The following is a 26,868-nucleotide window of genomic DNA, read 5'->3' on the forward strand; positions in this document are numbered from 1 at the left end:
CGTACCTTCTAGATATCGTTTTACTGCTTTTATTTTATCTTTTGAAGAAAATTTAGCCATAAAAAATGCACCTCCAATTGTTAGTTATGTGTCTAACAATTGGGGTGCACTTCATTTCCTGTTGGTCTTTCGTATATGTATCACTTTTCAAAGCGATCTAACATCTCGTCTCTCATTCCGAAACTTACTACTGCAATTCCTATATACATAAACAGAAGGAATGCCGGATGAACTGTGTTGTACCAGCTGCTGTCAACGATTAAGTAAATCGTTAATGCCACAACAAGAACAAACGCTAAGATAAACATATAAAAGTGTCTTGTACTACCCATGATAAACTCCTCTCTTCTCACTTCACCATTCAACAGTTTATTTTATCGAATAATTCGATATGACTCAAGGTTAACTTTCTGTTATGTAATCCAGTTCCACCTTTACAATGTCCTCACATGCTATTGAAATGATTGTTCCTTGTTTATCAATCGCCGTCACTTCTCTATTATCCATTACACGATTTGCTACTCTTTCTAACACTTTTCCTTGGTCTCGATAGCAAAATTCTTTTACATCTTTAATTGTTTCTCCATTTTCTAAATGGTATACCATTCTATAACATCGATATCCCAAAATTTCACCCCCGTCTTGTTCGTTTTTTCACATATACATAAAAATGAGTAATCTTTGCCTCATCACATCTTCTTAATTTCAATAAAATTCTAACAAAAATAAATACTTTTATCAAACCGACTTTTTCAACAAAACTACCTATAAAACTACACCTTTACACCATTAGGAAACAAAAAACATATTTTTTTAACATTTTCTTCACTATTTCTGCATAAAGTGAAACTTTAATCAGTGGGGATTTTTGTTCATCCCCACTGATTATTAGTTGAACCAATCGGGCATTTACGGACAGTTTATCTCCCACCTGGCTTCTTTGCACCAGCTAAGTTTTGAGTTGGGAGTTTACTGTCCGTTAATGCGGGACAAATTATCCATACAAAAAAAGAACCCGCCTCAGCGAGTTCTTCCTTTGTTATTTTAATCAAACTTGTACAGGAGCTGGCTTCGCATAACGTAAAACTGGTTTACGTGCAGCCATCGTTTCGTCTAAACGTTTAATGACTGTCGTATGCGGTGCTTCTTGTACAACTTCTGGATTTTCTTCTACTTCTTTAGCGATTTGAATCATCTTATCAATGAAACCATCTAATGTTTCTTTTGATTCTGTTTCTGTCGGCTCAATCATAATACATTCTTCCACATTTAATGGGAAGTAAATTGTTGGTGGATGATAACCGAAATCAAGCAGACGTTTTGCAATATCTAATGTACGTACACCAAGTTTCTTTTGACGACGACCTGATAATACAAATTCATGTTTACAATGTCTATCGAATGGAAGATCGTAGAATGGCGCTAATCTTCTCATCATATAGTTCGCATTTAATACCGCATACTCAGTTACTGCACGCAATCCATCTGGCCCCATAGAGCGAATATACGTGTATGCACGAACGTTAATTCCGAAGTTACCATAGAATGGTTTCACACGACCAATTGCTTCTGGACGGTCGTAGTTGAAGTGATAACCATTTTCGGTTTTCTCTAAAATCGGTTTTGGTAAGTACGGAATTAAATCAGCTTTCACACCTACTGGACCAGAACCTGGGCCACCACCGCCGTGAGGACCTGTAAATGTTTTATGAAGGTTTAAATGCACAACGTCAAATCCCATATCTCCTGGGCGTGCTTGGCTTAATACCGCATTTAAGTTTGCACCATCATAGTATAATTTACCGCCTGCATTATGGACGATTTCTGCCATTTCTAAAATATTTTCTTCGAATAGACCTAATGTATTAGGATTTGTTAACATAAGTGCTGCTGTTTCTTCGTTTACAACACGTTTTAAGTCTTCTAAGTCAACAAGGCCATTTTCATTTGATTTTACTGTAATTGTTTCAAAACCAGCTACAGTTGCAGATGCTGGGTTCGTTCCGTGAGCAGAGTCAGGCACAATTACTTTCGTACGGTTAAAGTCACCATTCGCTTCATGGTATGCACGAATTAACATTAAACCTGTCCATTCTCCGTGTGCACCAGCTGCTGGTTGTAAAGTAACAGTATCCATACCTGTAATTTCAATTAAATGCTCTTGTAAGTCGTACATTAATTCCATTGCACCTTGTACTGTCTTTTCATCTTGCAACGGATGAATATTTGCAAATCCTGCGAAACGAGCTACACTCTCATTAATTTTCGGATTATATTTCATCGTACAAGATCCAAGTGGATAGAATCCAGAATCCACACCGTGGTTACGGTTTGAAAGTGCTGTATAGTGGCGCATAATATCAAGTTCAGATACTTCTGGTAGCTCTGCATCTTCTACTCGAATATAATCGCTCTCAAACACATCTTCTAGTTTCACTTCTTCTACATCTAATTTGGGTAAGCTATATCCTATGCGTCCTTCTTTACTCACTTCAAAGATAAGTGCTTGGTCTTGGTTCTTCATTGGATAGCCCCCATTTCGTTTACAAGTGTGTCAATTTCCTCTTTTGTACGAAGCTCAGTTACTGCTACAAGCATATGGTTTTCATGCTCTTTATAATCACGGCCTAGATCGTAACCGCCGATAATATTCTTTTGTAATAATGCATCGTTTACTTCTTTCACTGGACGTTTGCAATCTACAACAAACTCATTGAAGAATGGTCCAGCAAATGTTACTGTGAAGCCTTTCGCTTCAAATTGACGTTTTGCATATTGTGCTTTAGAAATGTTTTGACGTGCCATTTCTTTCACACCTTGTTTGCCAAGTGCCGTCATTGCAACAGAAGCTGCTAATGCATTTAACGCTTGGTTTGAACAAATGTTAGATGTCGCTTTATCACGACGAATATGCTGTTCACGTGCTTGTAACGTTAATACAAATCCACGTTTACCATCTGAATCTACAGTTTGTCCAACAAGACGTCCTGGAATTTTACGCATAAATGCTTTCGTTGTTGCAAAGTAACCACAGTGCGGTCCACCAAACTGCGTTGGAATACCGAATGGTTGTGCATCACCGATTACAATATCAGCACCAAATTTCCCTGGTGGTGTTAATGCGCCTAATGATAATGGATTTGAAGAAACGATAAATAATGATTTTTGTTGATGAACGATTTTTTCAATATCAGCTAATTTTTCAACTTGTCCGAAGAAGTTTGGATATTGAACGATTACACAAGCAACTGTATCATCTACTTCACTTTGTAATACGTCTAAATCTGTTACACCATCTTTATGATTAATTTCAACAACTTCAAGATTTTGACCTTTTGCATACGTTTCAAGCACTGCTCTTGATTCTGGATGAACCGCGCTAGATACAAGAATTTTCTTTTTGCGAGTATGGCCAGCTGCTAACATTGCCGCTTCAGCTAAAGCTGTCCCCCCGTCATACATAGAAGAGTTTGCTACATCCATTCCTGTTAATTCACAAATCATTGTTTGGAATTCAAAGATTGCTTGTAATTCCCCTTGTGAAATTTCCGGTTGGTATGGTGTGTAAGCTGTATAAAATTCTGAGCGAGAAATAACATGATCTACAATTACTGGAGCATAATGATCGTATACGCCTGCTCCTAAGAAAGAAGCGTATTCTTTTAAGTTAGCATTTTTACTAGCCATTTGAGATAGCTCTTTTAAAAGCTCTGGCTCTGATTTTGCTTCTTTAATTTTTAAATCCCCTTTAAAACGAACACTCTCTGGAATATCAGAGAATAATTCATCGATCGTTTGTAACATTTCTTTTTTGTCTTCTTCTGTCATTGGAAGATAACGATGCAACATGAAATCTACCCCTCTCCCCGTTACTTTGAACGTTTGTAAAATGGTGTTGGAACAACTACTGCTTTGACGCGTTTATTACGAATTTCAATTTCTACTTCTGTATCAACTGCTGCGTATTTTACATCAATTAGTGCTAAACCAATGCTTTTCTTTAACGTTGGAGATTGTGTACCACTCGTTACTTCCCCAATTTTTTCTTCACCAATAAATACAGGGTAATGCGTACGAGGAATTCCACGTTCGATTACTTCGATGCCGACTAATTTACGAGGCGCACCGTTTTCTTTTTGCTCTTTTAACGTTGCTTTTCCAAAGAAGTCTGCTTCTTTATTTGTTTTTACCGCAAAGCCAATTCCAGCCTCAATCGGTGTAATATCTTTTGATAATTCTTGTCCATAAAGTGGTAATGTTACTTCGAATCGAAGTGTATCACGAGCACCTAAACCACATGCTTTTAAGCCCTCTTCTGCTCCAACTTCAAGAAGTTTCTCCCAAAGTTTTGCAGCATCTTCACTCTTACAGTAAATTTCGAATCCATCTTCACCTGTGTAACCTGTACGAGATACAAGTGCTGGAATTCCATCTACAAGAATATCGTTTTTAAATTTAAAGAACTTAATTTCTTTCAAATCTTCTGACACAACTTTTTGTAAAATGCCTTCTGCTTTTGGTCCTTGAATTGCAAGCTGTGCAACTTCACTAGAAACATTGACTACTGTCGCATCGCCAATTACATGACTTGCTAGCCATTCGTAATCTTTCTCGATATTTGATGCATTGATTACTAATAAATAGTCTTCTTCACCACGTTTGTAGATTAATAAATCATCTACTGTACCACCATTTTCGTAGCACATAGCTGTATATTGTGCGCCCCCTACCTTTAAGGTAGATACGTCATTTGTAACAACACGTTGTAAAAATGCTAAACTATCTACACCTTTTACTTCAACTTCTCCCATATGAGATACATCGAACAAACCTGCAGCTGTACGTACAGCTTCGTGTTCTTCTTTAATGCTTGAAAATTGAACTGGTAATTCCCAACCACCGAAGTCGATTGTTTTTCCACCATACTTCGCGTATACATCAAATAACGGTGTACGTTGTAATGTAATCATGCTCTCTCCCCCTTATGCTTTGACAAATCAATAAAAGTTGCTTCCCTTTTCTAAACATTTTCATTCTGAAAAGATAGGATATACGGAATCTCATTATATTTTTTTATGAAAGCGTAAATAAAAAATCACTTTCTTGGATAAAATACGAAAGATTCCACACATTTCACACCATTATCCTAACATCATTCGCTATATTTCATCAATATTCTAGCATAAAAAATAATTTAGAATTTTTTATGTTAAAACACAATAAATACAGCTTTTGAGATTTAATACTTTATTATTGTCTATCATATAGCCTTTAATAACGATAATTATGCCTTCTTTTAAGGCAAATCATCATACATTAAAAAATAATTACTTTAGTTTATAAAAGGTGGGAGAGTTGTAATGAATGTCGATATTTCCGTAGATCGGACATGGCAAAACAATTTTTTAAATAGAATTGACGAAGATGGTCCTTGGACAAACTGGGATTTATATCACTTAGCTTATGAAACAGAAAAATCGTTACTTGTTCCTACTTTTGATGGACTACAAGCACCGAAACATTTATCCCATTTCACACCGCTTCCGCATCAATTAGAAGTCGCTCAAAATGTGATTGAACAAATGAACGGTAAAGCGATTCTAGCAGATGAAGTAGGCCTTGGAAAAACAATCGAAGCTGGACTTATTTTGAAAGAATACATGGTCCGCGGGCTTGTGAAAAAGGTACTTATACTTGTCCCAGCTTCTCTCGTATCACAATGGGCATACGAACTGAATACAAAGTTTTTCATTCCCGCTGTAGCACAAAAGAAAAGCTACTCATGGGAACAAGCTGACGTAATCGTATCATCAATTGATACTGCGAAACGTTCACCACATCGCGATATCGTGTTGAACTTGGAATATGACCTTATTATTATCGATGAAGCACATAAACTGAAAAATAATAAAACAAAAAACTATGAATTTGCACAACGATTAAAAAAGAAGTTTTGTTTATTACTAACCGCTACTCCTGTTCAAAATAAGATTGATGAAATTTTTAACCTTGTTTCTTTATTAAAACCAGGACATTTAGGCAATCAATCCAACTTTGAAGAATATTACGCTTCCAAAAATCGCTCAGCCGAATCAGATGAAGACTTAAAAGCTCTCATTAATAAAGTAATGGTGCGAAATAGACGACATAATACCGGTATCGATTGGCCGAAGAGACATGTACGTACAATTTTTGTTGAGTTTAATGAACAAGAACAAGCTCTATATAATGATATCGAAAATTGGCGAGGACAAGACGCCTTCACATCTGCTTTCTCATCGTTAACTTTAAAACGGGAAGCGTGTAGTAGTCGTGAGGCTGTTTACTATTCATTGAAAAAGCATGTAGAAAAAAGACAGAAAGAAAACGAACATTATATAAAAGATCCACATATCGATGTGCTAATGGACAAAATTAATCATATTCCTTTCAACTCAAAAGCAAATAAAGCTCTTGAGCTTATAAAAGAAATTGACGATAAAGTCGTTATCTTCACAGAATATCGAGCGTCACAAATGTACTTACAATGGTTTTTACAACAACACGGTATTTCTTCCGTTCCATTCCGCGGCGGGTTTAAACGCGGGAAGAAAGATTGGATGAAGGAGCTTTTCCAAAACCACGCACAAGTATTAATTGCAACTGAAGCTGGTGGTGAAGGGATTAACTTACAGTTTTGTAGCTATATGATCAATTATGATTTGCCATGGAATCCAATGCGTCTTGAGCAAAGAATCGGACGTATTCACCGTCTCGGTCAAAAAAATGATGTTCATATTTATAACTTAGCTACAAAGCATACTGTTGAAGAACATATTCTGAAACTGTTATATGAAAAAATCAACTTATTCGAGCGTGTTATCGGTGAACTCGATGAAATTTTAACGAGAATTAATATGAAAAACATCGACGCGCACATTCAAGAAATTTTCGCGCAATCAAAAAGCGAAGGTGAAATTAGAATTAAGATGGAAAACTTAACATCTATTATCGACTTTGCGAAACGAAATGAAGCTGAGGTGCAAGGCTATGCAGCAACATGAAATTCATAATTACTTATACAATTTCTTTGAGGCGAATAACTGTGAAATTTTAGAACGTTCTCCTCATTTATTAGATGTACAGTTAACAATTGAGATGGATAAATTATTAATGAATCGCCCTTTTTATTGGCACTATCTTGAGAAAACAGGAGGCGTACCGAATCCGATGCGCCTTACTCTTATTACAAATCCAGAAAATGAAGAAAATGATGGTGAGCTTATTCACTACGGTTCACCACGTCTACATCAAATTTTCCAAACGACAAAAGAATTAGGCTCATACATACGTTTATATGAGGATGTAAGACATAATGGGGCAACACATACACCGCTCCACCCTTGGCTCGGTATTAATATAAAAGTTTCCTATCAATGTGATCGAAAAAAAGACATCCTTCACTCGATTGGTATTCATCTCATTTCTGGAACAATGATGGCAAACTTTCATGAAACATTAACAAACATTAAACTTACACCAAAAATACCTGATTTTTGTTTTACGCTCTCGCCCATCATTAAACCTCAAAGTGGTTTACAACGCATAGAAGACGCTTTAAAAAATATAATTGCAGAAGATGACCATACGTGGGCAAAAGAAGCAAGAGTGCGTTGGAATCATGATTTAGACCTTTTAAACCGTTTTTATGAAGAAAGTGACGAACTTCCTGAGAGCTATGAAATTGAAAAACAAGCTCTGCAAGAACAGTATGAACCACGTATTACAGTGCAAATTATTAACGGTGGACTCTTTTATGTTACCGCGAATCATTTTCTATCAAAATAAAGCTCCTTCTGCTTTAGAAGGAGCTTTATTTCGAGTTATTCTCTATCCTCATTACGCTCTTGTTGTTTTTGCTTTGCCATGCGTTTTTGATACGCACGATCCTTCGCGCTCACATGATTTGCATCAGTTGGAAGATTTTCTTTCGAACGTCCAATTCCATTGCTCATCTTTCCCACTCCTTTTTACGTTTTTCAGAATACATGTTTATTTTCAGCTAGAGTTACAATCCTTATACAAAAAAATAAGAGCAGCCATTGGCCACTCTTACTCGCTCACATATTTTTGAAACATATCATGGATGCCTTTATTTACTAGGTTCGAGATCTGCTCGTCAGATTTATTCGGATAACGATCACGCAATCTGATAGATGCCTTCACCATTAAATTTTCTAATACAGAACGGCCACCTTCTCCATAAATAATTTCAGCATATTTAACAAGCCTTCCATCCTCTACTGTTGCTGGATTATGATTGAAGAAAAATTTACTCATTGTCTCCACCTCTCTCTTTTGATAACGTTTACATTTATATAGATTATTTATGTTATTTATTTCACAATATTGTATGCATGTATATTTAATTAGTTTCATTATAAAGCAACATATCGATAGTAAATATGTGATTTTCCGTCCATTTTGTGAACAAATCAAAATGAAAGCGTTTCCTTTATTATATACTAAAAAAACTTACTACGCTAGGGGCAATTTTTTTCAATCTACTAACCCCTCGAAAATTGATATATTTTTTCTTTTCCCATTAAACCTTATACAATTTTCAGAAATTATATTATAAAATATATGTATGACTTAAGGAGGCTTTGTATGAATCAAAATAAAAAAGCTATATTAGATCTTGTCTTTTATCTCGTAATCCCATTCCTCATTTGGAAATTTGCAAAACCTTATATCGATCCTTATTACGCGATGTTACTTTCCTCTGTTCCGGGGATTATTTATACACTGTATACCTTTAAAAAAGAAAAACAGTTTAACGTGACAGGGTTCTTTATTTTAATTACACTCATTTCTAATACAACGGTAGATTTATTATCTGGGTCAGCTGAACGAATGTTGTGGAATGATGCATATTATCACATCGTACTCGGTATTATCGTCATCTGTACAATTTTCATAAAAAAACCACTCATGTTATATTTCGCTGCGGATATTGCCGCACTGCAAGGCCATGACCGCGATAAAAGTCGTGAGCTTTATCGTGATAGTCGTATATATCCAGCACTGCAATATTTAACGTTATTTTTCGGACTGCAATTTATATTAAAAAGCTTTTTAAAAATTTATTTCATCTCTGTTTTTGGTGTAGATGGCTATGGTGAAATGAGAGCGATTATGACCGCTGTCGGCTGGGGCATTTCTATTTGTATCGGAATAGGATTCGTATGGGTGAACAATAAAATACATGCCGTTACGGAAGAACAAGAATCCGTGCAGTAAATAAAAATCCCCTAGTGTAATAAGACACTAGGGGATTTTTGGTTTGCTAAACATATGACTAAAATTTAACTTGATTTTTTTCTTTTACTTTTTACATTTCGGTAAAACAAAGCAGCACTCAGCGGCATAACACCAAACCACTTATTCATAAATGGCTCTTTTTCAGCACGGCGTTGTTCTTTCTTTTGTTTTCGATCTTCTTTTGGAGCATCCATATACGACACAAACTGCTGCGTCACAAAGCGAACATAATCATTAGTAGACATATTATCATCACCTCTACTTGATTAGTATGTCCACTTTTTTATACATTAATCTTTTCCTTTAATTCATTCATAATTTGCTTTACAGACTTATTTGTCGTATCGATATGAATATGAGCCTCTTCATAATAAGCTCGGCGTGATTCAAATTTCTTTACGAATGCATCTATATCTTTCTTTTGAAATAGTGGACGTGTCGTATCTTCCCGAAGCCTTTCTGCAATTACATGCGGATCACAATATAAATACACGACAGTTCCGTTCTCTTTCATCCACTTGCGATTTTCCGCTCGTTCAATAATTCCCCCACCAGTTGTAATAATAACATTATGGACTGGTAGCGCACGTAACATTTCGCTTTCATATTCCCGAAAAGCCATTTCGCCTTCTTCGGCAAAAATTTTTCGAATTGCCTTCTCTTGCTTCTCTTCGATTTTTTGATCAGTATCTACAACATCCATTTGAAGTTCTTTACTTAACGCTTTTCCAATTGTTGTTTTCCCTGCTCCCATGTAGCCGGTTATGTATATAGATTTCATTTCTTGTCCTCTCAATCGTCATTTATTAATTGTTATTATAACGAAAGATGCTACTTTGTTTAATAAAAAAACGTTTTGTTCTTATACTATAAAGAACAAAACGTAACACTCGCTTTTACTTATAAGTACCTCTTCTCACCCACTGCGTTGCAATCCATTTCTCGCCTTACGTTACAGGTGCCCCTCCGTGTAACGTAAGCTCGTTTAGTGATTTATCTTGATAAAAATACTCAAAGTATACTGCCATTCCCTTTCTAGGGGGTACAGAAAGATTTAATTTTGGGAAGTACATTTCTCCGCCTTCTTCTACATCATTTAAATACATTACAAGCGTACTAATACGATTGTTAGCAGCTGATCTACTATGTTCCGCAAAATAATCATAGTGTGCTTTATATTGTTGATCCACTTCATAATTTAAAATGTGCAATCCTTCTCCGTGCGCCACCGGAACATTCATGATAGATGAAATTCGTTTTTCAATCTTTGAAGTAAGTTCATTGTCTTCCAAAAATGCACCGCTACTTGTTCGAATATCATTTACATCACGTGATGAACCAATTTTAGAACGCTCCATTTTATTTTTAGACATTTCAATCAATTCATCACACTCTTCATCACTTAGTACATTTGCTAATACGACAATAAGAGGTTCTTCGAATTTTGAAATAATGTGTATTTCTCTATCTTCTGTCATAATCGTATTTCCTTTATGATCAAAAATAGTTTGTTCCTTATTTTCACCTATTTGATTGTTGTTTGTCATTTCCCTATTCTCCCTAAAAATAATGATTGGATAGCATGAATATATCATATTCTTTCTACCTTTCTCTTTTTTGAGAAAATTTAAACTTTTAATCATTATATTTATCCATTTCTTCTAAAAAATCAATTCAATTTACAATAGGAAATCCTGGTTTATCTATATATATATTTTACATATTATCCTTCTATCCAATCGACTATTTTCCCATCCTTTTTTCTATACCGAAAACTCACCGTATAGAAAGCTTCCTGTTTGAGTGTACACTGCAAAGCAACGAGAATTAAATCATTTTCAAAGACATAATTTCCACTCGCTTCTCCCTTTTCATACTGAAAGAAAAATGTACCTTCTTTTTCTTTTTGCTGTAAGTCTTTTTTTATATCTGTAATAGATCGGTTAAGTAATTCATCCAATAAAAATTTTTGTTCTATTCCTATATAAAAATTTTTATCTGTAAACAACATATTTGTTTCGTATATAAAAAAAGAAGTTAATAAAATAAGAAAGATAATCGTTCCAGGCATTGTAAATCCCTTTTGCTTTCTCATACGTTTATTCCTATTTCGCTATATCGCATAACTACACCTTCATATATTTTCCCACTAGTATCTTTCACATTTATAATGAGTACATGAGGTGTTAGTTTGTAAGAAACCGTTCCAATATTTTGTAAAACAACTTCCCTCCCGCGCCTATTTACCTTTCTTATAAGACGACTATTCTCTTTTTCATACGATACTTCACTCCCATTACGCGATCGGAATTGTAAAATACTTTCTCCATTTTCAAATGCTAGCTGTTCTCCAGATGATACTTCACGAAACTCCAATTGCATTTGCCCTAAATACACATCCCACTCCCAATCATTTAACCCTTTCGACTGTTTATTTTCCATTTCAATGAAATGTAGGCGGGGAAAGAGCAAAAAAAATATTGATAATAGAAACAGACATACAATCATTTCTATTAATGAAAAACCAAATTCTAATTTATTTTTTCTCCTACATAAAAGCATTGTTCCATCATTCTGTCTTTCACATCTTTCCACATGGTACAAACTTCATTGCCTCCCCAATATGTGTAATACACAATTCCATTTATATTCTTTTCTATTATTCGCTTTTCTTCATTTCCATACATATATATAGCTGCTTCTTTTTTTAATAATCCAGTTGCCTTATAACGAATTTGTATATTTTTTCTTTCTTGCATAACTAATACTGTTTGCGGTAGTAGTAACGATACAGCCATCATTAAAACACTTAACGATACAATCATTTCAGCCATTATGGATCCTTTTTGACATTTCACGATACGTAAATCTCCCTCTTCCAAGCTGAAATACAATTTCATATTTATAATTTCTATACGAAATTATAATCGTACCACCTCTATTAATATTTCCACTTGGATTATATGTCATCGGATTTGGAAACGTATGCAAATCAATTTGTATATCTTCTTCATACTCTCGCTTAACGATATAATACTTTGTACCTGACTCTTTTATAGCATACATATTTCTATCTTTATGCCAACGTAATGTGTAGTGCTTTTGACGGTTTATCGCTAATTGCTGCATATACAAAATATCATTTGAAAACTGTCTCAAAAATTGTTCAACTTTTTGTCGCTCGTATAAGGAATGAACACTAAAATACGTAACTATACTTAATACAGAAATAACAAATAAAACGAGTAACATTTCTAAAAAAGTAAACCCTTGTTGTTTCACAATGCCCTAATTGATACTGTGCCATCATCTGATATATGAATAGATTCGCCATTCGGACACTTATCAGTTGTAATATACTTTTCATCTGCCAGTTCTTTTAACGATGGAATTTTATTATGTTGTAATTGATATACTTGTATTTGCGCTTCTATAGATTTCATGTAAGCTGCACACCCTTTTCCTTGGACCGATGAACGCTGTGTAACTACATTTGGAATAATTAATAGTAATAATATAGTTATGACAACCATTACTAATAGCATCTCTAACAGAGTAAATCCTTCCTCATTCTGCATACAAATGCCCCCTAAATAGAATTCATCATTTGAAACATCGGCATAATCATCGCTAAATACATAAGGACAACGATTCCTCCAATACATGTAAATAAAATAGGCTGAATGATAACTAACATATGTTTAATTTTTCGTTCCATCTTTTCCATAATAAGATCGCTATAGTCACCTAATTCAATCCCTAAATTGCCATTTGCTTGTCCATGCGTAATAACATAAGAAAGTTCTTTCTCGTAATACCCACTTTTAGCAATGATAGATTGTAACTGTTCTCCTCCAATTAATTGTCTTTCAATCCGATTCGCTTCATATTGAAAGAACGGATGATATCTTTGCTCCATCATTATTGTTAAAGCTTCGCATACTGATAGTCCACCATTTAATAAACCACTCAACTGAGTAGCAAAATAATGTGAATGCTTTAAAATAAGAAGTGTTTTGATGAGAGGAATACGAAGCATGATTTTTACCTGTCTAATATGTGGAAGTTTCCTAAAATACAACATGTATAAACTACATCCAATAATAACAGTTAAAATAGCGGTTAAAATAATGTATGGTAGCAGTTTTATTGCACTTAAAATTTGTTCTGTAAGTAGTGGTGTATTAGAACCGAACGAACTATAAACCATTTCAACCTGAGGTAATAAAATGAGGTTAAAAATAAAAAGCATGATTAGTAGAAAAAACATCAAGAACATAGGATACTGCATTATTTTCATCATGTCTTTCCTATACTTATCTTTCTTATAAAGAAGTGCACTTCCTTGTTGCAAAGCAAAAGAAATATCACCATGTTGCTCGGCATAAAATAGATAACTTAACATGTCCTGATGAAACTTTAACTGATGAAAAGAATCGTGTAGACTTTTCCCATCTTTTAACCCCTCAATCATGCGCTGCAATTGTACTTTCTTTTCTACAGGTAATTGAAACTGTAAAAATTCTAATGCTTGTAAAAGAGAGTAGCCTTTTTCTAATAATTCTCCTAAACGTTTCAACAATACTACTTGATCACTTAAACCCCAAGTTTTCTTAAACATAAACATCTTCTTCTAAAAAACCTAAAGCATATCCTTTTCGTATTGACGATTCTAAAGTCTCATGTTTGTAAGTAACACATTCTCCATCTGCTTCTTTAAGTGCTTGTTTTAACTCATGTCCATATAGTAGCTCATAAATGCTTGCTTGCCTTACTTGCCTCATTGATTTACATAAAGTTGAGCACTTTCCTCTGCAAAACGGACACTTCAATTCGACAAGTCGCTGTGCAGCTACAGCCAATAAAGACTGTTCAATCTCTTGCCTCGTTATACCATAATCCATGAAACGAATGATTGCTCCTTTCGCATCATTCGTATGCAGCGTTGTCATTACTAAATGTCCTGTCAAACTTGCTCTTATAGCTATTTTTGCTGTTTCCTCATCCCGGATTTCACCGACTAAAATAATATCTGGATCATGACGTAAAATAGCCTTTAATCCTGTTTCATATGTGAGACCCGCTTTTTCATTTATTTGAATTTGTAATACATCGTCACTTCTTTTTTCAACCGGATCTTCAAGTGTAATGATGCGACGTGTTTTCTTTTTTCTAATTACTTCTAATAATGCATACATTGTCGTCGTCTTCCCAGATCCAGTCGGTCCAGTAAACACGAGTAGCCCCTGTGAATAGCGTAAAAACGAGAGTAGTTTTGCTGCCGTACTTGGAAATAACGAAAGATGTGATAAGGGCTGAACAGATGCTTGTAAATGAAGGCGAATAACGAGACTTTCTTGATATACTGTTGGAAGTGTTGAAAGGCGTAAATACACTTCTTGTCCATCAATTTGCAAATACAACGAACCATTCTGTGGCTTCCGTTTCTCTCCTATGTCCATAGATGCTAAAAATTTGAAATGTGAGACAAGTTTTTCTCCAAACTCCTTTTCAATACACTGGCTCGTCATTAAATCTTTTCCTATACGTAGTTGCACTGCTACATCCTTCTGCCGGGGCACAATATGTAAATCTGACGCTTGTACCCTACACGCTTCTTTTAAAATTGTATTCGCAAAAATTTCAATCCCATTCATCACTTTTCCCTCCTCACTATGTATATAGCATGAAAACATGCACAATAAAAATTTGGACTTTTGTATTTTCAATAGAGTAAAAAGGAAAAATATATTTGTGAAATTATGAACAATTTCCGAATTATTGTCTGAAATTACCTATAATAATGTTTATCTGTATTATAATGTTATTATCTTGGATAAAGTGATAAAGGTGGAGATCCTCATGGAACAAGCTTTAAAAATTACAGGTGTATTATCTGACCCAACTCGTTATTACATTTATAAATATATTTCGCAAAAACATAGTTACGTAACGGTACAAGAAATTGCAGATGAATTCGATATTCATCCAAACGTAGCGCGTTTACATTTATCTAAATTAGAAGATGTTCATATGCTAAAATCGGAAACGAAGAAAACTGGAAAAGGCGGAAGACCGAGCAGATTGTATGTCTTATCTGAAGATGTTATCCAATTACAATTTCCATTCCGTGATTATCAATTGTTAGCAAGAATCGCATTTAATTCTTTACTTAGCCTTGGCGCTGCTGGTGAGAAAGCGCTATACGAAACAGGAAAACAATTCGGAGCTGAATTAATGCAACAACATATGCAACGTTTAAATGTGAGTGAAGATGCTTTAACAGTGGAACAAAAAGTTCAAATTGCAAAAGAAGCTTTCTCAACAGCTGGCTTATCACCTGCATTTGAATTAAGTGCAGATGGAACAAAAATTTTCTATGATGTACACAATTGTCCATTTAAAGAAGTTGCTGTTCATCATCCAACTGAAATTTGTAACATGCACGGAGATATGATGAAAGGAATTTTTGAAATCCTATTCCCTAACATGGAATTAACTGGAAATGATAGTCTATTAGATGGATGTAAATCTTGTAATTATAAACTAACAATTTAATTTCTCATATAAAAAGAAGCCAATAATAATTGGCTTCTTTTTATATGAATGAATATTTACAATAGTAAGAAAAATAAACTATAATGAGGTGAGGTTTACTTTTTTTAGAAAAGGAGGGAGATGGCATGGAGCGCATGTTTCGCGTTCTCGGCTTTTGGACTGGAATTTTCTCGGTTATGTTTTACGTAGGGGATATGCAACAGACCGCACTACTATTTTTAGGACAAACAGGTTTCTTCGTACTTTTAAGCTATTTAAAATTAACAGAGCGTATGTATATATACGTATTTGGGGCATATTTAACTGTTTTCTTCATAGGATTTACATACTACACGACGTTTTTACTTGTCCCTGGGGCTGGACATTAAAAGATGGCATTTTGCCATCTTTTTTTAATTCCGGAATTTCCTAGTTGACTTATAGGTTTTATTGCCTTATATTCTATATAACAGATTGGAATTAGGGGGAATCAACATGAATACACTGCTTGTCGGAATTAACGTTGCAGTCATGCTCATTTTAGTTGGCGTATTATATTATATGCAACGTAAGCATGTATCTTTTAATAAACGTGTATTTACTGCTTTAGGAGTCGGAATTATATTCGGTCTTATATTACAATTTATTTATGAACCAACTTCTAAAGTAATTATTGAATCAAATACTTGGTTTGGCTTAATCGGTAACGGTTATGTGAAATTACTTCAAATGATCGTTATGCCACTTATTTTAGTATCTATTATTTCAGCCTTTACAAAATTACAGTTAACGAAAAACCTTGGTAAAATCAGTGGTCTTATTATCGGAATTTTAATTCTTACTACAGGAATCGCTGCAGCTGTCGGTATCGCTGCAAGTGCAGGATTTGATGTATCTGCAACAGGCTTGCAACAAGGTGATGCAGAATCTGCTCGTCTGAAACTAGTTGAAGAAAGATTTACTTCTATTGAAAAGACAACAATTCCAGATAAATTATTAGAGCTATTACCTACAAATCCGTTTCTTGATTTAACAGGCGCTCGTCCAACATCAACAATTTCTGTCGTAATATTTGCAGCCTTTATCGGCATTGCCTTTATAGGTGTAAAACGAAAATATCCAGAACAAGCAGAACTATTTAAGAAAATGCTTGATGCTGTATATGCAATCGTAATGCGTATGGTAACATTAATTTTACGCCTTACTCCATACGGCGTATTAGCTCTTATGGCAAAAACAGTTGCTGGTAGCGATATAAATGCTATTTTAAAACTTGGTAACTTCGTGTTAGCCTCTTACGTAGCACTTATCGTAATGTTTATCATTCACTTATTATTAATTGCATTGTCTGGTTTAAATCCAATTCAATATTTGAAAAAAGTGTTCCCTGTACTAACTTTTGCATTCACATCTCGCTCTAGTGCTGGTGCGATGCCATTAAATATTGAAGCTCAAAAAGAAAAGCTTGGTATTTCCGAAGGAATTGCAAACTTCGCAGCTTCATTTGGGGTATCTATCGGACAAAACGGTTGCGCAGGTATTTATCCAGCAATGCTTGCAATGATGGTCGCTCCAACTGTAGGAATTGATCCATTACAACCACAATTTATTTTAACTTTAATCGCTGTTATCGCTATTAGCTCATTCGGTGTTGCCGGAGTTGGTGGCGGCGCAACATTCGCAGCTTTAATCGTACTATCTACAATGAACTTACCAATCGGTATTGTTGCTCTAGTTATCTCGGTTGAGCCATTAATCGATATGGGGCGTACAGCTCTTAACGTAAGTGGTTCTATGACAGCAGGTCTTATTTCAAGTAAATGGCTTGGTGAATTAGATCAAGATACGTACAATCAAGATGATACAAAAACTGGTGAAATTGCTTCATAATGAAAAAAAGACGCTAACATACAATTGTTAGCGTCTTTTTTATTCCGTTCCCTCTTTATAGATTTTATCTTGAGAATTCTTACTCCCAAAAATGTTTGATTGAATTGACATTCCTAACAAGATTCTTTCGCATTTCCAAATTGGAATATAGTGAAATTCAATCATCTCTTTTTCTTCATCTAATATAGCTATGGCAACTGATGAATAATAACCCACCTCAAAGGGATTCTCTTTTTCTCTTGCAAATCCCATATCTAATTCCATATGTTTTTCTATGTATAAATGCGCATACTCTTTATGCAGTTTAAGTGATATTCGCTCTATTTCCTTCTCCATACATTGAATGTTCTCTTTTAACTCCAACGTAAACTCCTGTTCTTTATATTTCATTTTCGCCTCCTTAAACATAGAAAAAGAGAATATAATAACATATCCTCTTTCCTCAAATATATTTCATTATCTCACAGCCCGTCCTTTTCACAAATAACCATTTTGTTCGCACCATTTATGAAATTGTCCTACGTCTACTCCAACTAACACGATATCCTTGAGCTCTACATCAATGATTTGTTCTCCAATTACAATAGCAAACTGCGATGCTAATTTTGTCTCGTTTTTCTTTACAATTCCAATTCGGTTCCGATGCGGTCCATCTTTTATATATGCTTTTTGTCCTACAATATCAAAGTTCAAAATTCTCACCTCTTTTACTGCGCTCAAATTGGAAATACGATCTCCACCTCGGAAAATTTCCTTTCATTGCACTATTTCTATATATATATGACGAAACAATAAAAGAGTCCTTCCTTCTTTACAATTATTTTTTCTTTGTTTCATTTTTGTGATTGAAACGTAAAGTTTATAATAAAATACTCTTGGAAGCGCTTTCTATGTAATTTTTTATGTTATAATATATAAGTAGAACTTCGTAAAGAGGGTTAAAAAATGAATACAAAAATGATTAAAAAAGTAATTGAAGCATTAAAAGTATATGGCTTTCAGGATGTATCATTCTGTGACAAAACGAAGCAATTTTTATTTCATAACGAAACCGATATTATGAGCGGCTATGCAGAAATAACATATAGTAGTCAATTTGAAAAATTCAACGTACAAATTCATCCGATTGAAACGCATCACCAAGCAGAGTTACAAGAGATTGAAAGACATATACAAGCTTGTATAAGAAAAGTGGAATATTTAAACGCACTTCTTACCGGGCAGACAAAACTAGATGATAAAATTATTATTATGTAAAAAAAGAACGTGATCCAATCACGTTCTTTTTTCATTATACGTTCATCTTTTCCTTTAGTTGTAATCCTGTAACAGATTCTAATACATCCATCGATTCTCCAAATGTCATATCAAAAATTGTCTTGTCCTCTATGTATGGAAACTGTCTGAAACGCTTTTCTAACACCTTCACAGCATCTGATGTAAAGTTTGCACTATCAATGCCAAATTCTGTTTCAAGAAGAACGATCCAATCTAGCACATGAAAACCTAATCCATTGACGAATGAAATAAGTTTTTCTTCTGGATTTGAAGATAAGAATACTTGGCGTTCCATCTCACTAAAAAGTTCTTCTCCTAAGATTTCAGCTAACTCATCATCATGTTCACGTTCAACAAGTTCTTCGTAGCCGTAATCATCCACAAGCTCTTCTACTTCTTCACTATCCTGACAAAGCAATTGACTAAGAAGTGCCTCTTTCTTAAATTCACTATTTTGTACGACTTCTAAAAAGCTCGTTTCCCATCCATTTTCTAATTTCATATTATGTACTCCTTTATATACGTTTCTTATCATCACTGTACCCAAAAGATCACTTTTATAACCTTTTAGGTAGTTACTATTATTTCACATGATTCATAACATAAGATGCAAACTCAGCTACATCTCCTTCAAAAATATTTATTTCTGGCAAGTGATAGAACGTTGTTTGGAGCGGGTTTCCTGCATGATATACATATATCGTTTTCTCTAGTGCAATCGCCATTCCAAACTCTGTATGACTCCCGTTTCCACCATCTAATATAAGTAAAAATACATCCGCTTCTTTTACAGCATTTCGTTCTGCCTGACCAATTTCTCTTAATCGTTCTTCATTCGCTGCTCTTTCGTTTTTGGTCCAATCATATGTATGGTGCCATCCTGCATGTTTCAGTTCATTTGCTACGGAATGTACAAGATGTTTATTTTGGAAACCTGAGGCGATATAAAAATTCATTTATATACACTCCTTCATTATGTATGGGGAAACTCCTTTTTAGCGTTATTTGTTATAGCTATAATAAAGAACAACTTCAAAAAAAATCCCCATCTTTAAAACTTATTTGCGTTTAAATGATGGGATGCTTCATGGTCTTCTTTTATTTTTTGTTTTTTATAACTTTCATCAGCTAACATTTCTAGTTCAGCTGTTATCTCTGACTTTTCAAGCTCTCTTTCTTGCGAAAATTTCCTTGAAATATAAACAATAACACTACCAACGTACAACACAAAGCATATAATAAGTGCAGTATTTTCATAGAGACTTAGCTCCAACACAGTCACTCCTAATCCATTCGTATTTTCACGCCTCATTAATTGGAATTTCCCTATTAACCCATTTGTTATCCCGCTATTTGAGGGCAGTAAGACTCCCTCCTCAAAATTCAATAACAGTAAAGAAGTTAGATGTGGGATGAACCCAACTGATTAAAGTTTCACTTTATTGTAACATAAAAATATCAATTCTTGGAATCTTTCACCCTACTAAAAGAGGCATGATTGTTTCATCATGCCTCTGAAATATTTTGAATGATTGTTTTAATTGCTTCTTTTCCATTATATTTTTTTAGTGCTGTTTTATACTTTTCATTATTTTGATTCAATTCTTCGACATACTTTATAAGAGATTTTACAGTTACATCTTCTTCATATAATACGGAGGCATACCCTTGCCTTTCAAAGGACTCTGCATTTAATATTTGATCTCCACGGCTTGCAAATTTCGATAATGGAATTAAAACCATCGGCTTTTGTAATGTTAAAAATTCAAAAATTGCGTTGGAGCCCGCGCGTGAAATAACAAAATCTGTTACCGCTAATATGTCTGGCAGTTCTCCATGTACATATTCAAATTGTCTATATCCTTCTTTATTTTGTAAACTTTCGTCAAGGTTACCTTTTCCGCAAAGGTGAACAATTTGATATTTTTTAAGAAGTTCTGGTAATGCTTCTCGAGCCGTATCATTAATTTTTTTCGCGCCCAAGCTGCCTCCCATAATCGTAATAACTGGCTTTTTACGTGAAAAACCTAAAAACGCTAAACCTTTTTCACGATTTCCCTTCAGCACTTCTTCACGTACAGGAGATCCCGTATATATTACTTTTTCTTTCGGTAAATGTTTCGCTGCTTCTTCAAACGTAACAAATATTTTCGAAGCAAAACGAAGCGCAATTTTATTTGCTAGTCCTGGTGTCATATCAGATTCATGTAATAAAACTGGTACTCTATTTAGCCATCCTCCAATTACGACTGGTACAGATACGAAACCGCCTTTTGAAAAAATCACATCTGGTTTTAGTTTTCGAATCCTTACATACGCATCCATAACACCCTTCATTACAAGAAAAGGATCTTTTATATTTTTCAAATCAAAATAACGACGTAGCTTTCCACTCGAAATACTATAGTAGGGAATGCCTTCCTTTTCTATAATCGTTTTCTCAATACCTTGATGAGAACCAATATAAGAGATATCCCAGTTGTCTTCCTGTAAATATGGGATAATGGCTAAATTAGGTGTTACATGTCCTGCCGAACCGCCACCTGTAAAGACTATTTTCTTCATACGTCTCCCCCTTCTAGACTATAATACACTAAAATATCTTGCCTCAGGGTGAGAAAATACCATAGCCGTTACGGACGCTTCTGGCTCCATCATGAATCCTTCTGTTAATGAAATACCTATTTCCTCTGGATGAATTAAGCGAAATAGCTTTTCTTGATCTGCAAGTTCTGGACACGCCGGATAACCAAATGACACTCTTATTCCTCTATATTTCGTACGGAAACGTTCTTCCATCGTCAGTTCCGGTGAGTCCGGAATGCCCCAGCGGTCACGAATGAGCATATGTGTTTTTTCAGCAAGTCCTTCCGCTAATTCAAGCGCTAACGATTGAATGGCATGACTACGTAGGTAATCACCTTTCGCCTTCCACTCTTCTGCAATGTCCCGAACTCCTTCCCCAACCGTAACAGATAAGAAAGCAACATAGTCCATCTCATCTCCTATTGGGCGCAAATAATCACCTAAAGTACGATAGGGAGCCTTTCCTTGTCTAGGGAATGTGAAACGCTCTATAACACGCGTATGATCTTCTGGATCATATATTACAATGTTTTGTCCGTCGCTTTGCGCTGGGAAAAATTGATACACTGCTTTCGGCTTTAACCAAGATTGTCCTTCCTGCAATAATTCATCTATTAAATCATTTAATTCATGTGCTCTCTTATCTCCCTCTTTCAAAAGCTTCTTCACATTTCCTTTTAATCCAAGGTGATGCCCAAGTAGCATTTGTCTATTTAAAAATGGAGCGAGATGAAGGGCCGGAATATCGCGTAATACAATTCGTTTTGTTGAATCAGGCACGATAACTTCAGCCTTCGGTAATGGCTCAATTACTGCTGGAATTTCTACTTTCTTCTCCTCTTTTTTTACGATATGAAGATGACGTTCTTTTTTATCCTGTTTCATCTTCTCACGCTCTTCTTCTTTTTGAAGCTTATTAATAATATCGAGCCCCGTCATCGCATCACTCGCATAACAAACGAGCCCTTTATATGATGGTGAAATCCGATTATCTGTAAACTTTCTCGTTAACGCTGCACCACCTACAACAATGGGAACATCAATATTTGCTGCTTTTAAATCTTCAGCAGTCGTTACCATTTGTTGCGCTGATTTTACTAATAAACCTGAAAGGCCTATAATATCCGGCTTCTTTTCTTGTACTTCTTGAACAATTCGATCCGAACGTACATTAATTCCTAAATTAATAATCTCATATCCGTTATTTGCTAAAATAATTTCAACGAGATTTTTCCCAATATCATGCACGTCACCTTTTACAGTTGCTAATAATACTTTCCCTTTTTTCGCACTATCACTAGATTCCATATGTGGCTCTAAATAGCTTACAGCAGCTTTCATACTTTCAGCACTTTGCAATACTTCAGCAACAATAAGTTCATTATTATTAAATAGTCGTCCTACCTCATCCATCCCTGTCATAAGCGGACCGTTAATAATATCAAGAGGTTTTCTTCCTTCTTCAAGCGCAAGACTTAAATCCTCGTGTAATCCTTGTTTCGTACCTTCTACAATATAATTTGCTAGTCTTTCATCAAGCGTTAACGTTTCTTGCACAACGATATCTTTCTTTTTAGCAACTCGGTAAAAGTTTGTAAATTCTTCTAACGTCTCTTTCGTCGTTTCAAACAGTAGTGCATCTGCAAGGCGTTTTTCTTCCTCTGGAATCGACGCATAGCGTTCTAATTTTTCCGTATTCACAATTGCGTAATCTAACCCTGCTTTCGTAGCATGATATAAAAAGACTGAATTTAATACCTCACGTCCAGCCGGTGGTAAACCAAATGATATGTTACTTACCCCTAAAATCGTTAAACACTCTGGTAACGCTTCTTTAATAAGGCGAATTCCTTCTATAGTCGCTGCTGCTGAACCAATATATTCTTCATCACCTGTCCCTACCGGAAACACAAGTGCATCAAAAATAATATCTGACGGGCGTATCCCATACTTCTTTGTAAGTAATTCATAGCTTCTTTTCGCAATTTCTATCTTTCGCTCCGCACTAACCGCCATACCGTCTTCATCAATTGTTCCTACAACTATAGCAGCACCATACTTCTGAAGAAGCGGTGTCACTTTTTTAAATCGTTCTTCTCCATCTTCTAAATTAATTGAATTAATAACAGCTTTTCCTTGAATATAAGTAAGAGCTCGCTCCATCACATTTTCATCTGTTGAATCAATCATAATCGGTACTTTTAAAACTTTCGTAACTTCTGCTAAGAAGTTTTCCATATCTTCTATTTCATCGCGATCAGGATCTGCCATACAAATATCAATAATATGAGCATTTTTCTTCACTTGCGCTCTTGCCACTTCAGCAGCCTCTTCAAATTTCCCTTCTGCTACTAATCGTTTAAATTTACGTGACCCAATAACATTCGTTCTTTCACCTACAAATAACGGTCTCATAGACTCATCATATTGCAGTGCTTCTAATCCACTAATTCCATGTCCTTCTCTCTCATGGTGGTCACGAGGCTTAAGAGATGCTAGCGCGGATTTCATTGCTTTTATATGTTCTGGTGTCGTGCCACAACAACCACCAATAATATTAACCCATCCTTCTTCAGCAAGAGAAGATGGAGATTCATGGTAATGTCCATCTTCATCAGGAAGACCTGCATTTGGATAACAAGAAATGTAACACTCCGATAAATCAGATAGTGAACGAATATGGTCCCTCATAAACTCCGGACCAGTCGCACAGTTTAACCCAACAGATAATGGTTTCATATGTTCTACTGATAAATAAAAAGCTTCAATTGTTTGCCCAGCCAGAGTCGTTCCCATTGGCTCAATCGTACCTGAAATCATAATAGGAACCGTTTTTTTTAGTTCTTCAAAAGCGGCTTGAATTCCAATATAAGCTGCTTTCACGTTACGCATATCTTGACTCGTCTCAACGAGTAATACATCAACTTCTCCTTTTAATAATCCTCGTGCCTGCCTTGTATAAGCCTCAATCAATTCTTCAAAAGTCACACCACCAGTAACACTAATTGCTTTCGTTGTTGGTCCCATCGCTCCCGCAACATATACTTCCTTCCCGCTTTCTTTAACAGCTTGCTTCGCCAAAAGTGCTGCCTTTTCATTTAGTTCTTCATCTAAATGAGACAGCTCATAATCACTTAGTACAATATTCGTTGCCCCAAATGTATTTGTTTCAATAATATCCGCTCCAGCTTCAATATAAGCTTTATGAATCTTTAAAATAACGTCTGGTCTTGTTTCCACTAAATATTCATTACAGCCCTCGTACTCTTCTCCTCCGAAATCTTCAGCAGTTAAATCCTCTTGCTGAATCATTGTCCCCATTGCACCATCTAATATTAAAATGCTATTTTTCAATTTTTCTTCTATACACTTCATCAATTAATACCTTCTTTCACTTCTTGCTTTTCTCTTACATATTTAACAAGATGTTCTGTAATTTCATACTTTAAAAATGGTGTAATAAGATAAATACCATTAAAATATTTCATTGCCGCATCGATCAATTCTTGTGAAATGCGAATCCCTTCCTCAATTGCTGCCTCTTTCGTTTCATGTCCATCCATTCTCTCTCTTATTTCTTCAGGAAGAGTAATACCCGGCACCTCAAAATGAAGAAAATCTGCATTCCGCTTACTTACTAACGGCATAATTCCAATAAAAATAGGTTGTTCCAAATGCTTTGTCGCTTCATACACTTCTTCAATTAACTTGATATCGTAAATTGGCTGAGTTAAAAAATACTCCGCTCCAGCATCTATTTTTCGCTCCATTCGCTTAACCGCTGCTTTTAAGTGCCTCACGTGAGGATTAAATGCGCCGCCTACAGAAAACCTTGTCGCCGGTCCAATTGATTTCCCTAAAATTGAACGTCCATCGTTCATTTCTTTAATCATTTTAATAAGCTCAATAGAGGATAAATCATATACAGAAGTGGCACCGGGAAAATCACCAACGCGCGCTGGATCACCAGTTAAAGCTAACACTTCTTCCATCCCTAACGCCGATAAACCTAACAAATGAGATTGTAGTCCAATGACGTTATGATCTCTACACGTTAAATGCGTCAATACTGGGATATCATGCTTCGTTAATAACGCACCCATCGCCATATTAGAGACACGAGGCGATGCTAATGAATTATCTGCTAGAGTAATAGCATCTGCTCCCGCTCTTTTTAACGCTCTTGCTCCTTCAAAAAAACGCTGTGTATCTAACGTTTTCGGTGGATCTAATTCCACTACAACTGTCGTTTGTTTTTTTGCTTTCTCTGCTAGAGTGACGTGAGCCTTCGAACGTTTCTCATGCGTATGAACGACTTTTGGCCTTTGAATCGTTTCTTTTTCTATTACAGGGGTAATATTCGCAACAGCGCGCTTCATACTTTGAATATGTTCTGGAGTCGTACCACAACAGCCACCCAATAACCGAATACCTTGCTCAATAAATTTCGGTGTCATCGCTTCAAAATAAGCTGGGCTTCCCTCATATACGTAACGTCCCTCTACATAATTCGGGAGACCTGCATTTGGGTATGCTGATAAATAGCCATTTTGCGGAATCGATATCATTTTGAAAGCTTCCGTCATATGAAGCGGCCCCAGTTGACAATTCAATCCAACAACATTTGCACCGTAATCTATAAACTGCTTTAATATTTCATTGACATCATTTCCATTTTGAGTCGTACCTGCTTCATGTAATGCTAATTGCGCAACAATCGGAATATTCGTTTGCTTACGCAACACTTTAACAGCATGAAGTAATTCAAATTCATCATAAAAAGTTTCTAATAGTAATCCATCAACCTGTTCTTCTAGTAAAGCCCCCGCCTGTTCAAGTAACATAAACTCCCTTTCCATATCAGTCGTTGTAACAGCTCCGATATGTTTCATACCACCAATTGTTCCTAAAATTGCATTTTTATCTGTCACAGATGCTTTCGCCAATTTCACTGCCGCTCTATTAATTTTTGTAACTTGATTTTCTAAACCATACATACGTAATTTCGCCTCATTTGCTCCATACGTATTCGTTTGAATTACATCCTCCAGCAGCTACATATTGTTTATGAATGGATATAATTAGATCTGGATCAGATACGTTCAATTCTTCAAAGCTACTTTGCAAACCATGTGAATGCAATAACGTTCCAACCGCACCATCACCTATTACAATTCCTTTTGATAATAAATCTAGTAATTTCACGAATCTCCCTCATTTCTATCAATATAAAAACCCCCTCTTCACTTTGAAGAGGGGGACATAATTGTTCCT

The 26,868-nt window shown here is 35.4% G+C and carries 31 protein-coding genes and 2 pseudogenes; 8 read left to right on the forward strand and 25 right to left on the reverse strand.

Annotated features, from left to right (window positions below):
• Positions 1-140: 140 nt before the first annotated feature.
• From MR169_RS01285 to gcvT, 5 genes are all read right to left on the reverse strand, one after another.
• Positions 141-332: a hypothetical protein gene (locus MR169_RS01285; protein WP_000535933.1), complete on the reverse strand. Its 192-nt coding sequence runs from the start codon at positions 330-332 to the stop codon at positions 141-143.
• Between the two features lie 70 nt (positions 333-402).
• On the reverse strand, positions 403-606 hold the full coding sequence (locus MR169_RS01290; protein ID WP_000262496.1) for a DUF3929 family protein: 204 nt from the start codon (positions 604-606) through the stop codon (positions 403-405).
• 442 nt (positions 607-1,048) lie between these two features.
• On the reverse strand, positions 1,049-2,524 hold the full coding sequence (gcvPB, locus tag MR169_RS01295; protein ID WP_000795702.1) for an aminomethyl-transferring glycine dehydrogenase subunit 2: 1,476 nt from the start codon (positions 2,522-2,524) through the stop codon (positions 1,049-1,051).
• Positions 2,521-3,849, reverse strand: a complete 1,329-nt coding sequence (gene gcvPA, locus MR169_RS01300; RefSeq protein ID WP_242318781.1) for an aminomethyl-transferring glycine dehydrogenase subunit 1 — start codon at positions 3,847-3,849, stop codon at positions 2,521-2,523. The genes gcvPB and gcvPA overlap by 4 nt, the downstream gene beginning before the upstream one ends.
• Before the next feature lie 20 nt (positions 3,850-3,869).
• The gene (gene gcvT, locus MR169_RS01305; protein WP_242318782.1) at positions 3,870-4,970 is read right to left on the reverse strand and encodes a glycine cleavage system aminomethyltransferase GcvT; all 1,101 of its coding nucleotides are present in this window, start codon (positions 4,968-4,970) and stop codon (positions 3,870-3,872) included.
• Positions 4,971-5,360: 390 nt separating this feature from the next.
• Here gcvT and MR169_RS01310 point away from each other — a divergent pair, with 390 nt between their 5' ends.
• Both MR169_RS01310 and MR169_RS01315 read left to right on the forward strand, forming a co-directional pair.
• A complete protein-coding gene (locus tag MR169_RS01310) occupies positions 5,361-7,043 on the forward strand; it encodes a DEAD/DEAH box helicase (protein WP_242318783.1) in 1,683 nt (560 codons plus the stop codon).
• Complete coding sequence (locus tag MR169_RS01315; protein WP_001183964.1) at positions 7,030-7,827, forward strand: YqhG family protein; 798 nt, start codon at positions 7,030-7,032, stop codon at positions 7,825-7,827. The genes MR169_RS01310 and MR169_RS01315 overlap by 14 nt, the downstream gene beginning before the upstream one ends.
• A gap of 35 nt (positions 7,828-7,862) precedes the next feature.
• Here the strand turns inward: MR169_RS01315 and MR169_RS28145 are convergent, their stop codons facing one another.
• On the reverse strand, positions 7,863-7,994 hold the full coding sequence (locus MR169_RS28145; RefSeq protein WP_000064668.1) for a hypothetical protein: 132 nt from the start codon (positions 7,992-7,994) through the stop codon (positions 7,863-7,865).
• 97 nt (positions 7,995-8,091) lie between these two features.
• Complete coding sequence (locus MR169_RS01320; protein ID WP_000032702.1) at positions 8,092-8,319, reverse strand: hypothetical protein; 228 nt, start codon at positions 8,317-8,319, stop codon at positions 8,092-8,094.
• A gap of 73 nt (positions 8,320-8,392) precedes the next feature.
• Between MR169_RS01320 and MR169_RS01325 the strand changes: the two are divergent.
• Positions 8,393-8,508: pseudogene (locus tag MR169_RS01325) on the forward strand (GTP pyrophosphokinase).
• Positions 8,509-8,649: 141 nt separating this feature from the next.
• Positions 8,650-9,282: a VC0807 family protein gene (locus MR169_RS01330; protein WP_001073111.1), complete on the forward strand. Its 633-nt coding sequence runs from the start codon at positions 8,650-8,652 to the stop codon at positions 9,280-9,282.
• Between the two features lie 65 nt (positions 9,283-9,347).
• Here the strand turns inward: MR169_RS01330 and MR169_RS01335 are convergent, their stop codons facing one another.
• The 10 genes from MR169_RS01335 to comGA all read right to left on the reverse strand — a co-directional run bounded on the left by MR169_RS01335 (position 9,348) and on the right by comGA (position 14,960).
• Positions 9,348-9,548, reverse strand: a complete 201-nt coding sequence (locus MR169_RS01335) for a YqzE family protein (protein WP_000106083.1) — start codon at positions 9,546-9,548, stop codon at positions 9,348-9,350.
• 38 nt (positions 9,549-9,586) lie between these two features.
• Complete coding sequence (locus tag MR169_RS01340) at positions 9,587-10,084, reverse strand: shikimate kinase (RefSeq protein ID WP_000836650.1); 498 nt, start codon at positions 10,082-10,084, stop codon at positions 9,587-9,589.
• Between the two features lie 166 nt (positions 10,085-10,250).
• Positions 10,251-10,850 carry a 2OG-Fe(II) oxygenase gene (locus tag MR169_RS01345; protein ID WP_242318784.1) on the reverse strand — a complete coding sequence of 200 codons (600 nt, stop codon included), beginning with the start codon at positions 10,848-10,850 and terminating at the stop codon, positions 10,251-10,253.
• Positions 10,851-11,026: 176 nt separating this feature from the next.
• Positions 11,027-11,398, reverse strand: a complete 372-nt coding sequence (gene comGG, locus MR169_RS01350; RefSeq protein WP_001231273.1) for a competence type IV pilus minor pilin ComGG — start codon at positions 11,396-11,398, stop codon at positions 11,027-11,029.
• Positions 11,395-11,865, reverse strand: coding sequence for a competence type IV pilus minor pilin ComGF (gene comGF / locus MR169_RS01355; protein WP_000923099.1), 471 nt, complete (start codon positions 11,863-11,865; stop codon positions 11,395-11,397). Before comGF ends, comGG begins: the two co-directional genes overlap by 4 nt.
• Complete coding sequence (locus MR169_RS01360) at positions 11,835-12,137, reverse strand: hypothetical protein (RefSeq protein WP_000829473.1); 303 nt, start codon at positions 12,135-12,137, stop codon at positions 11,835-11,837. Before MR169_RS01360 ends, comGF begins: the two co-directional genes overlap by 31 nt.
• The gene (gene comGD / locus MR169_RS01365) at positions 12,130-12,585 is read right to left on the reverse strand and encodes a competence type IV pilus minor pilin ComGD (protein ID WP_000813143.1); all 456 of its coding nucleotides are present in this window, start codon (positions 12,583-12,585) and stop codon (positions 12,130-12,132) included. The genes MR169_RS01360 and comGD overlap by 8 nt, the downstream gene beginning before the upstream one ends.
• Positions 12,582-12,881, reverse strand: a complete 300-nt coding sequence (gene comGC, locus MR169_RS01370; RefSeq protein WP_001178683.1) for a competence type IV pilus major pilin ComGC — start codon at positions 12,879-12,881, stop codon at positions 12,582-12,584. Before comGC ends, comGD begins: the two co-directional genes overlap by 4 nt.
• Before the next feature lie 11 nt (positions 12,882-12,892).
• Positions 12,893-13,924: a competence type IV pilus assembly protein ComGB gene (gene comGB / locus MR169_RS01375; RefSeq protein ID WP_242318785.1), complete on the reverse strand. Its 1,032-nt coding sequence runs from the start codon at positions 13,922-13,924 to the stop codon at positions 12,893-12,895.
• Positions 13,917-14,960: a competence type IV pilus ATPase ComGA gene (gene comGA, locus MR169_RS01380; RefSeq protein ID WP_001013185.1), complete on the reverse strand. Its 1,044-nt coding sequence runs from the start codon at positions 14,958-14,960 to the stop codon at positions 13,917-13,919. Before comGA ends, comGB begins: the two co-directional genes overlap by 8 nt.
• A 205-nt stretch (positions 14,961-15,165) precedes the next feature.
• Here comGA and MR169_RS01385 point away from each other — a divergent pair, with 205 nt between their 5' ends.
• The 3 genes from MR169_RS01385 (at position 15,166) to MR169_RS01395 (ending at position 17,730) form a co-directional block, all read left to right on the forward strand.
• Positions 15,166-15,861 carry a helix-turn-helix transcriptional regulator gene (locus tag MR169_RS01385; RefSeq protein WP_242318786.1) on the forward strand — a complete coding sequence of 232 codons (696 nt, stop codon included), beginning with the start codon at positions 15,166-15,168 and terminating at the stop codon, positions 15,859-15,861.
• A gap of 125 nt (positions 15,862-15,986) precedes the next feature.
• Positions 15,987-16,229, forward strand: coding sequence for a DUF2626 domain-containing protein (locus MR169_RS01390; protein WP_000440721.1), 243 nt, complete (start codon positions 15,987-15,989; stop codon positions 16,227-16,229).
• A 106-nt stretch (positions 16,230-16,335) separates the two neighbouring features.
• A complete protein-coding gene (locus MR169_RS01395; protein ID WP_001094336.1) occupies positions 16,336-17,730 on the forward strand; it encodes an L-cystine transporter in 1,395 nt (464 codons plus the stop codon).
• Between the two features lie 39 nt (positions 17,731-17,769).
• On the opposite strand, the gene MR169_RS01400 is transcribed toward MR169_RS01395, so the two are convergent.
• Positions 17,770-18,120: a hypothetical protein gene (locus tag MR169_RS01400; protein WP_242318787.1), complete on the reverse strand. Its 351-nt coding sequence runs from the start codon at positions 18,118-18,120 to the stop codon at positions 17,770-17,772.
• A gap of 87 nt (positions 18,121-18,207) precedes the next feature.
• Positions 18,208-18,423 carry a DUF3912 family protein gene (locus MR169_RS01405; protein WP_001008326.1) on the reverse strand — a complete coding sequence of 72 codons (216 nt, stop codon included), beginning with the start codon at positions 18,421-18,423 and terminating at the stop codon, positions 18,208-18,210.
• 252 nt (positions 18,424-18,675) lie between these two features.
• On the opposite strand from MR169_RS01405, the gene MR169_RS01410 reads away from it, so the two are divergent.
• Positions 18,676-18,987 carry a hypothetical protein gene (locus tag MR169_RS01410; RefSeq protein ID WP_001093237.1) on the forward strand — a complete coding sequence of 104 codons (312 nt, stop codon included), beginning with the start codon at positions 18,676-18,678 and terminating at the stop codon, positions 18,985-18,987.
• A gap of 34 nt (positions 18,988-19,021) precedes the next feature.
• On the opposite strand, the gene MR169_RS01415 is transcribed toward MR169_RS01410, so the two are convergent.
• The 6 genes and pseudogenes from MR169_RS01415 to MR169_RS01440 all read right to left on the reverse strand — a co-directional run bounded on the left by MR169_RS01415 (position 19,022) and on the right by MR169_RS01440 (position 26,799).
• Positions 19,022-19,510 carry a hypothetical protein gene (locus tag MR169_RS01415; RefSeq protein WP_000764267.1) on the reverse strand — a complete coding sequence of 163 codons (489 nt, stop codon included), beginning with the start codon at positions 19,508-19,510 and terminating at the stop codon, positions 19,022-19,024.
• 79 nt (positions 19,511-19,589) lie between these two features.
• On the reverse strand, positions 19,590-19,964 hold the full coding sequence (locus MR169_RS01420; RefSeq protein WP_016118628.1) for a nucleoside 2-deoxyribosyltransferase: 375 nt from the start codon (positions 19,962-19,964) through the stop codon (positions 19,590-19,592).
• A 95-nt stretch (positions 19,965-20,059) separates the two neighbouring features.
• The gene (locus MR169_RS01425) at positions 20,060-20,320 is read right to left on the reverse strand and encodes a DUF3966 domain-containing protein (protein WP_001250699.1); all 261 of its coding nucleotides are present in this window, start codon (positions 20,318-20,320) and stop codon (positions 20,060-20,062) included.
• 194 nt (positions 20,321-20,514) lie between these two features.
• Complete coding sequence (gene murG / locus MR169_RS01430) at positions 20,515-21,573, reverse strand: undecaprenyldiphospho-muramoylpentapeptide beta-N-acetylglucosaminyltransferase (RefSeq protein ID WP_000724777.1); 1,059 nt, start codon at positions 21,571-21,573, stop codon at positions 20,515-20,517.
• A gap of 18 nt (positions 21,574-21,591) precedes the next feature.
• Positions 21,592-24,969 (reverse strand): methionine synthase, encoded by a 3,378-nt coding sequence (gene metH, locus MR169_RS01435; protein WP_242318788.1) that lies wholly within the window; start codon positions 24,967-24,969, stop codon positions 21,592-21,594.
• Positions 24,969-26,799 (reverse strand): annotated as a pseudogene (locus MR169_RS01440) (bifunctional homocysteine S-methyltransferase/methylenetetrahydrofolate reductase). Before MR169_RS01440 ends, metH begins: the two are co-directional and overlap by 1 nt.
• Positions 26,800-26,868: the final 69 nt, after the last annotated feature.

Source organism: Bacillus cereus group sp. BfR-BA-01349 (assembly GCF_022663795.1).
In the GTDB taxonomy this organism is placed as follows: domain Bacteria; phylum Bacillota; class Bacilli; order Bacillales; family Bacillaceae_G; genus Bacillus_A; species Bacillus_A cereus.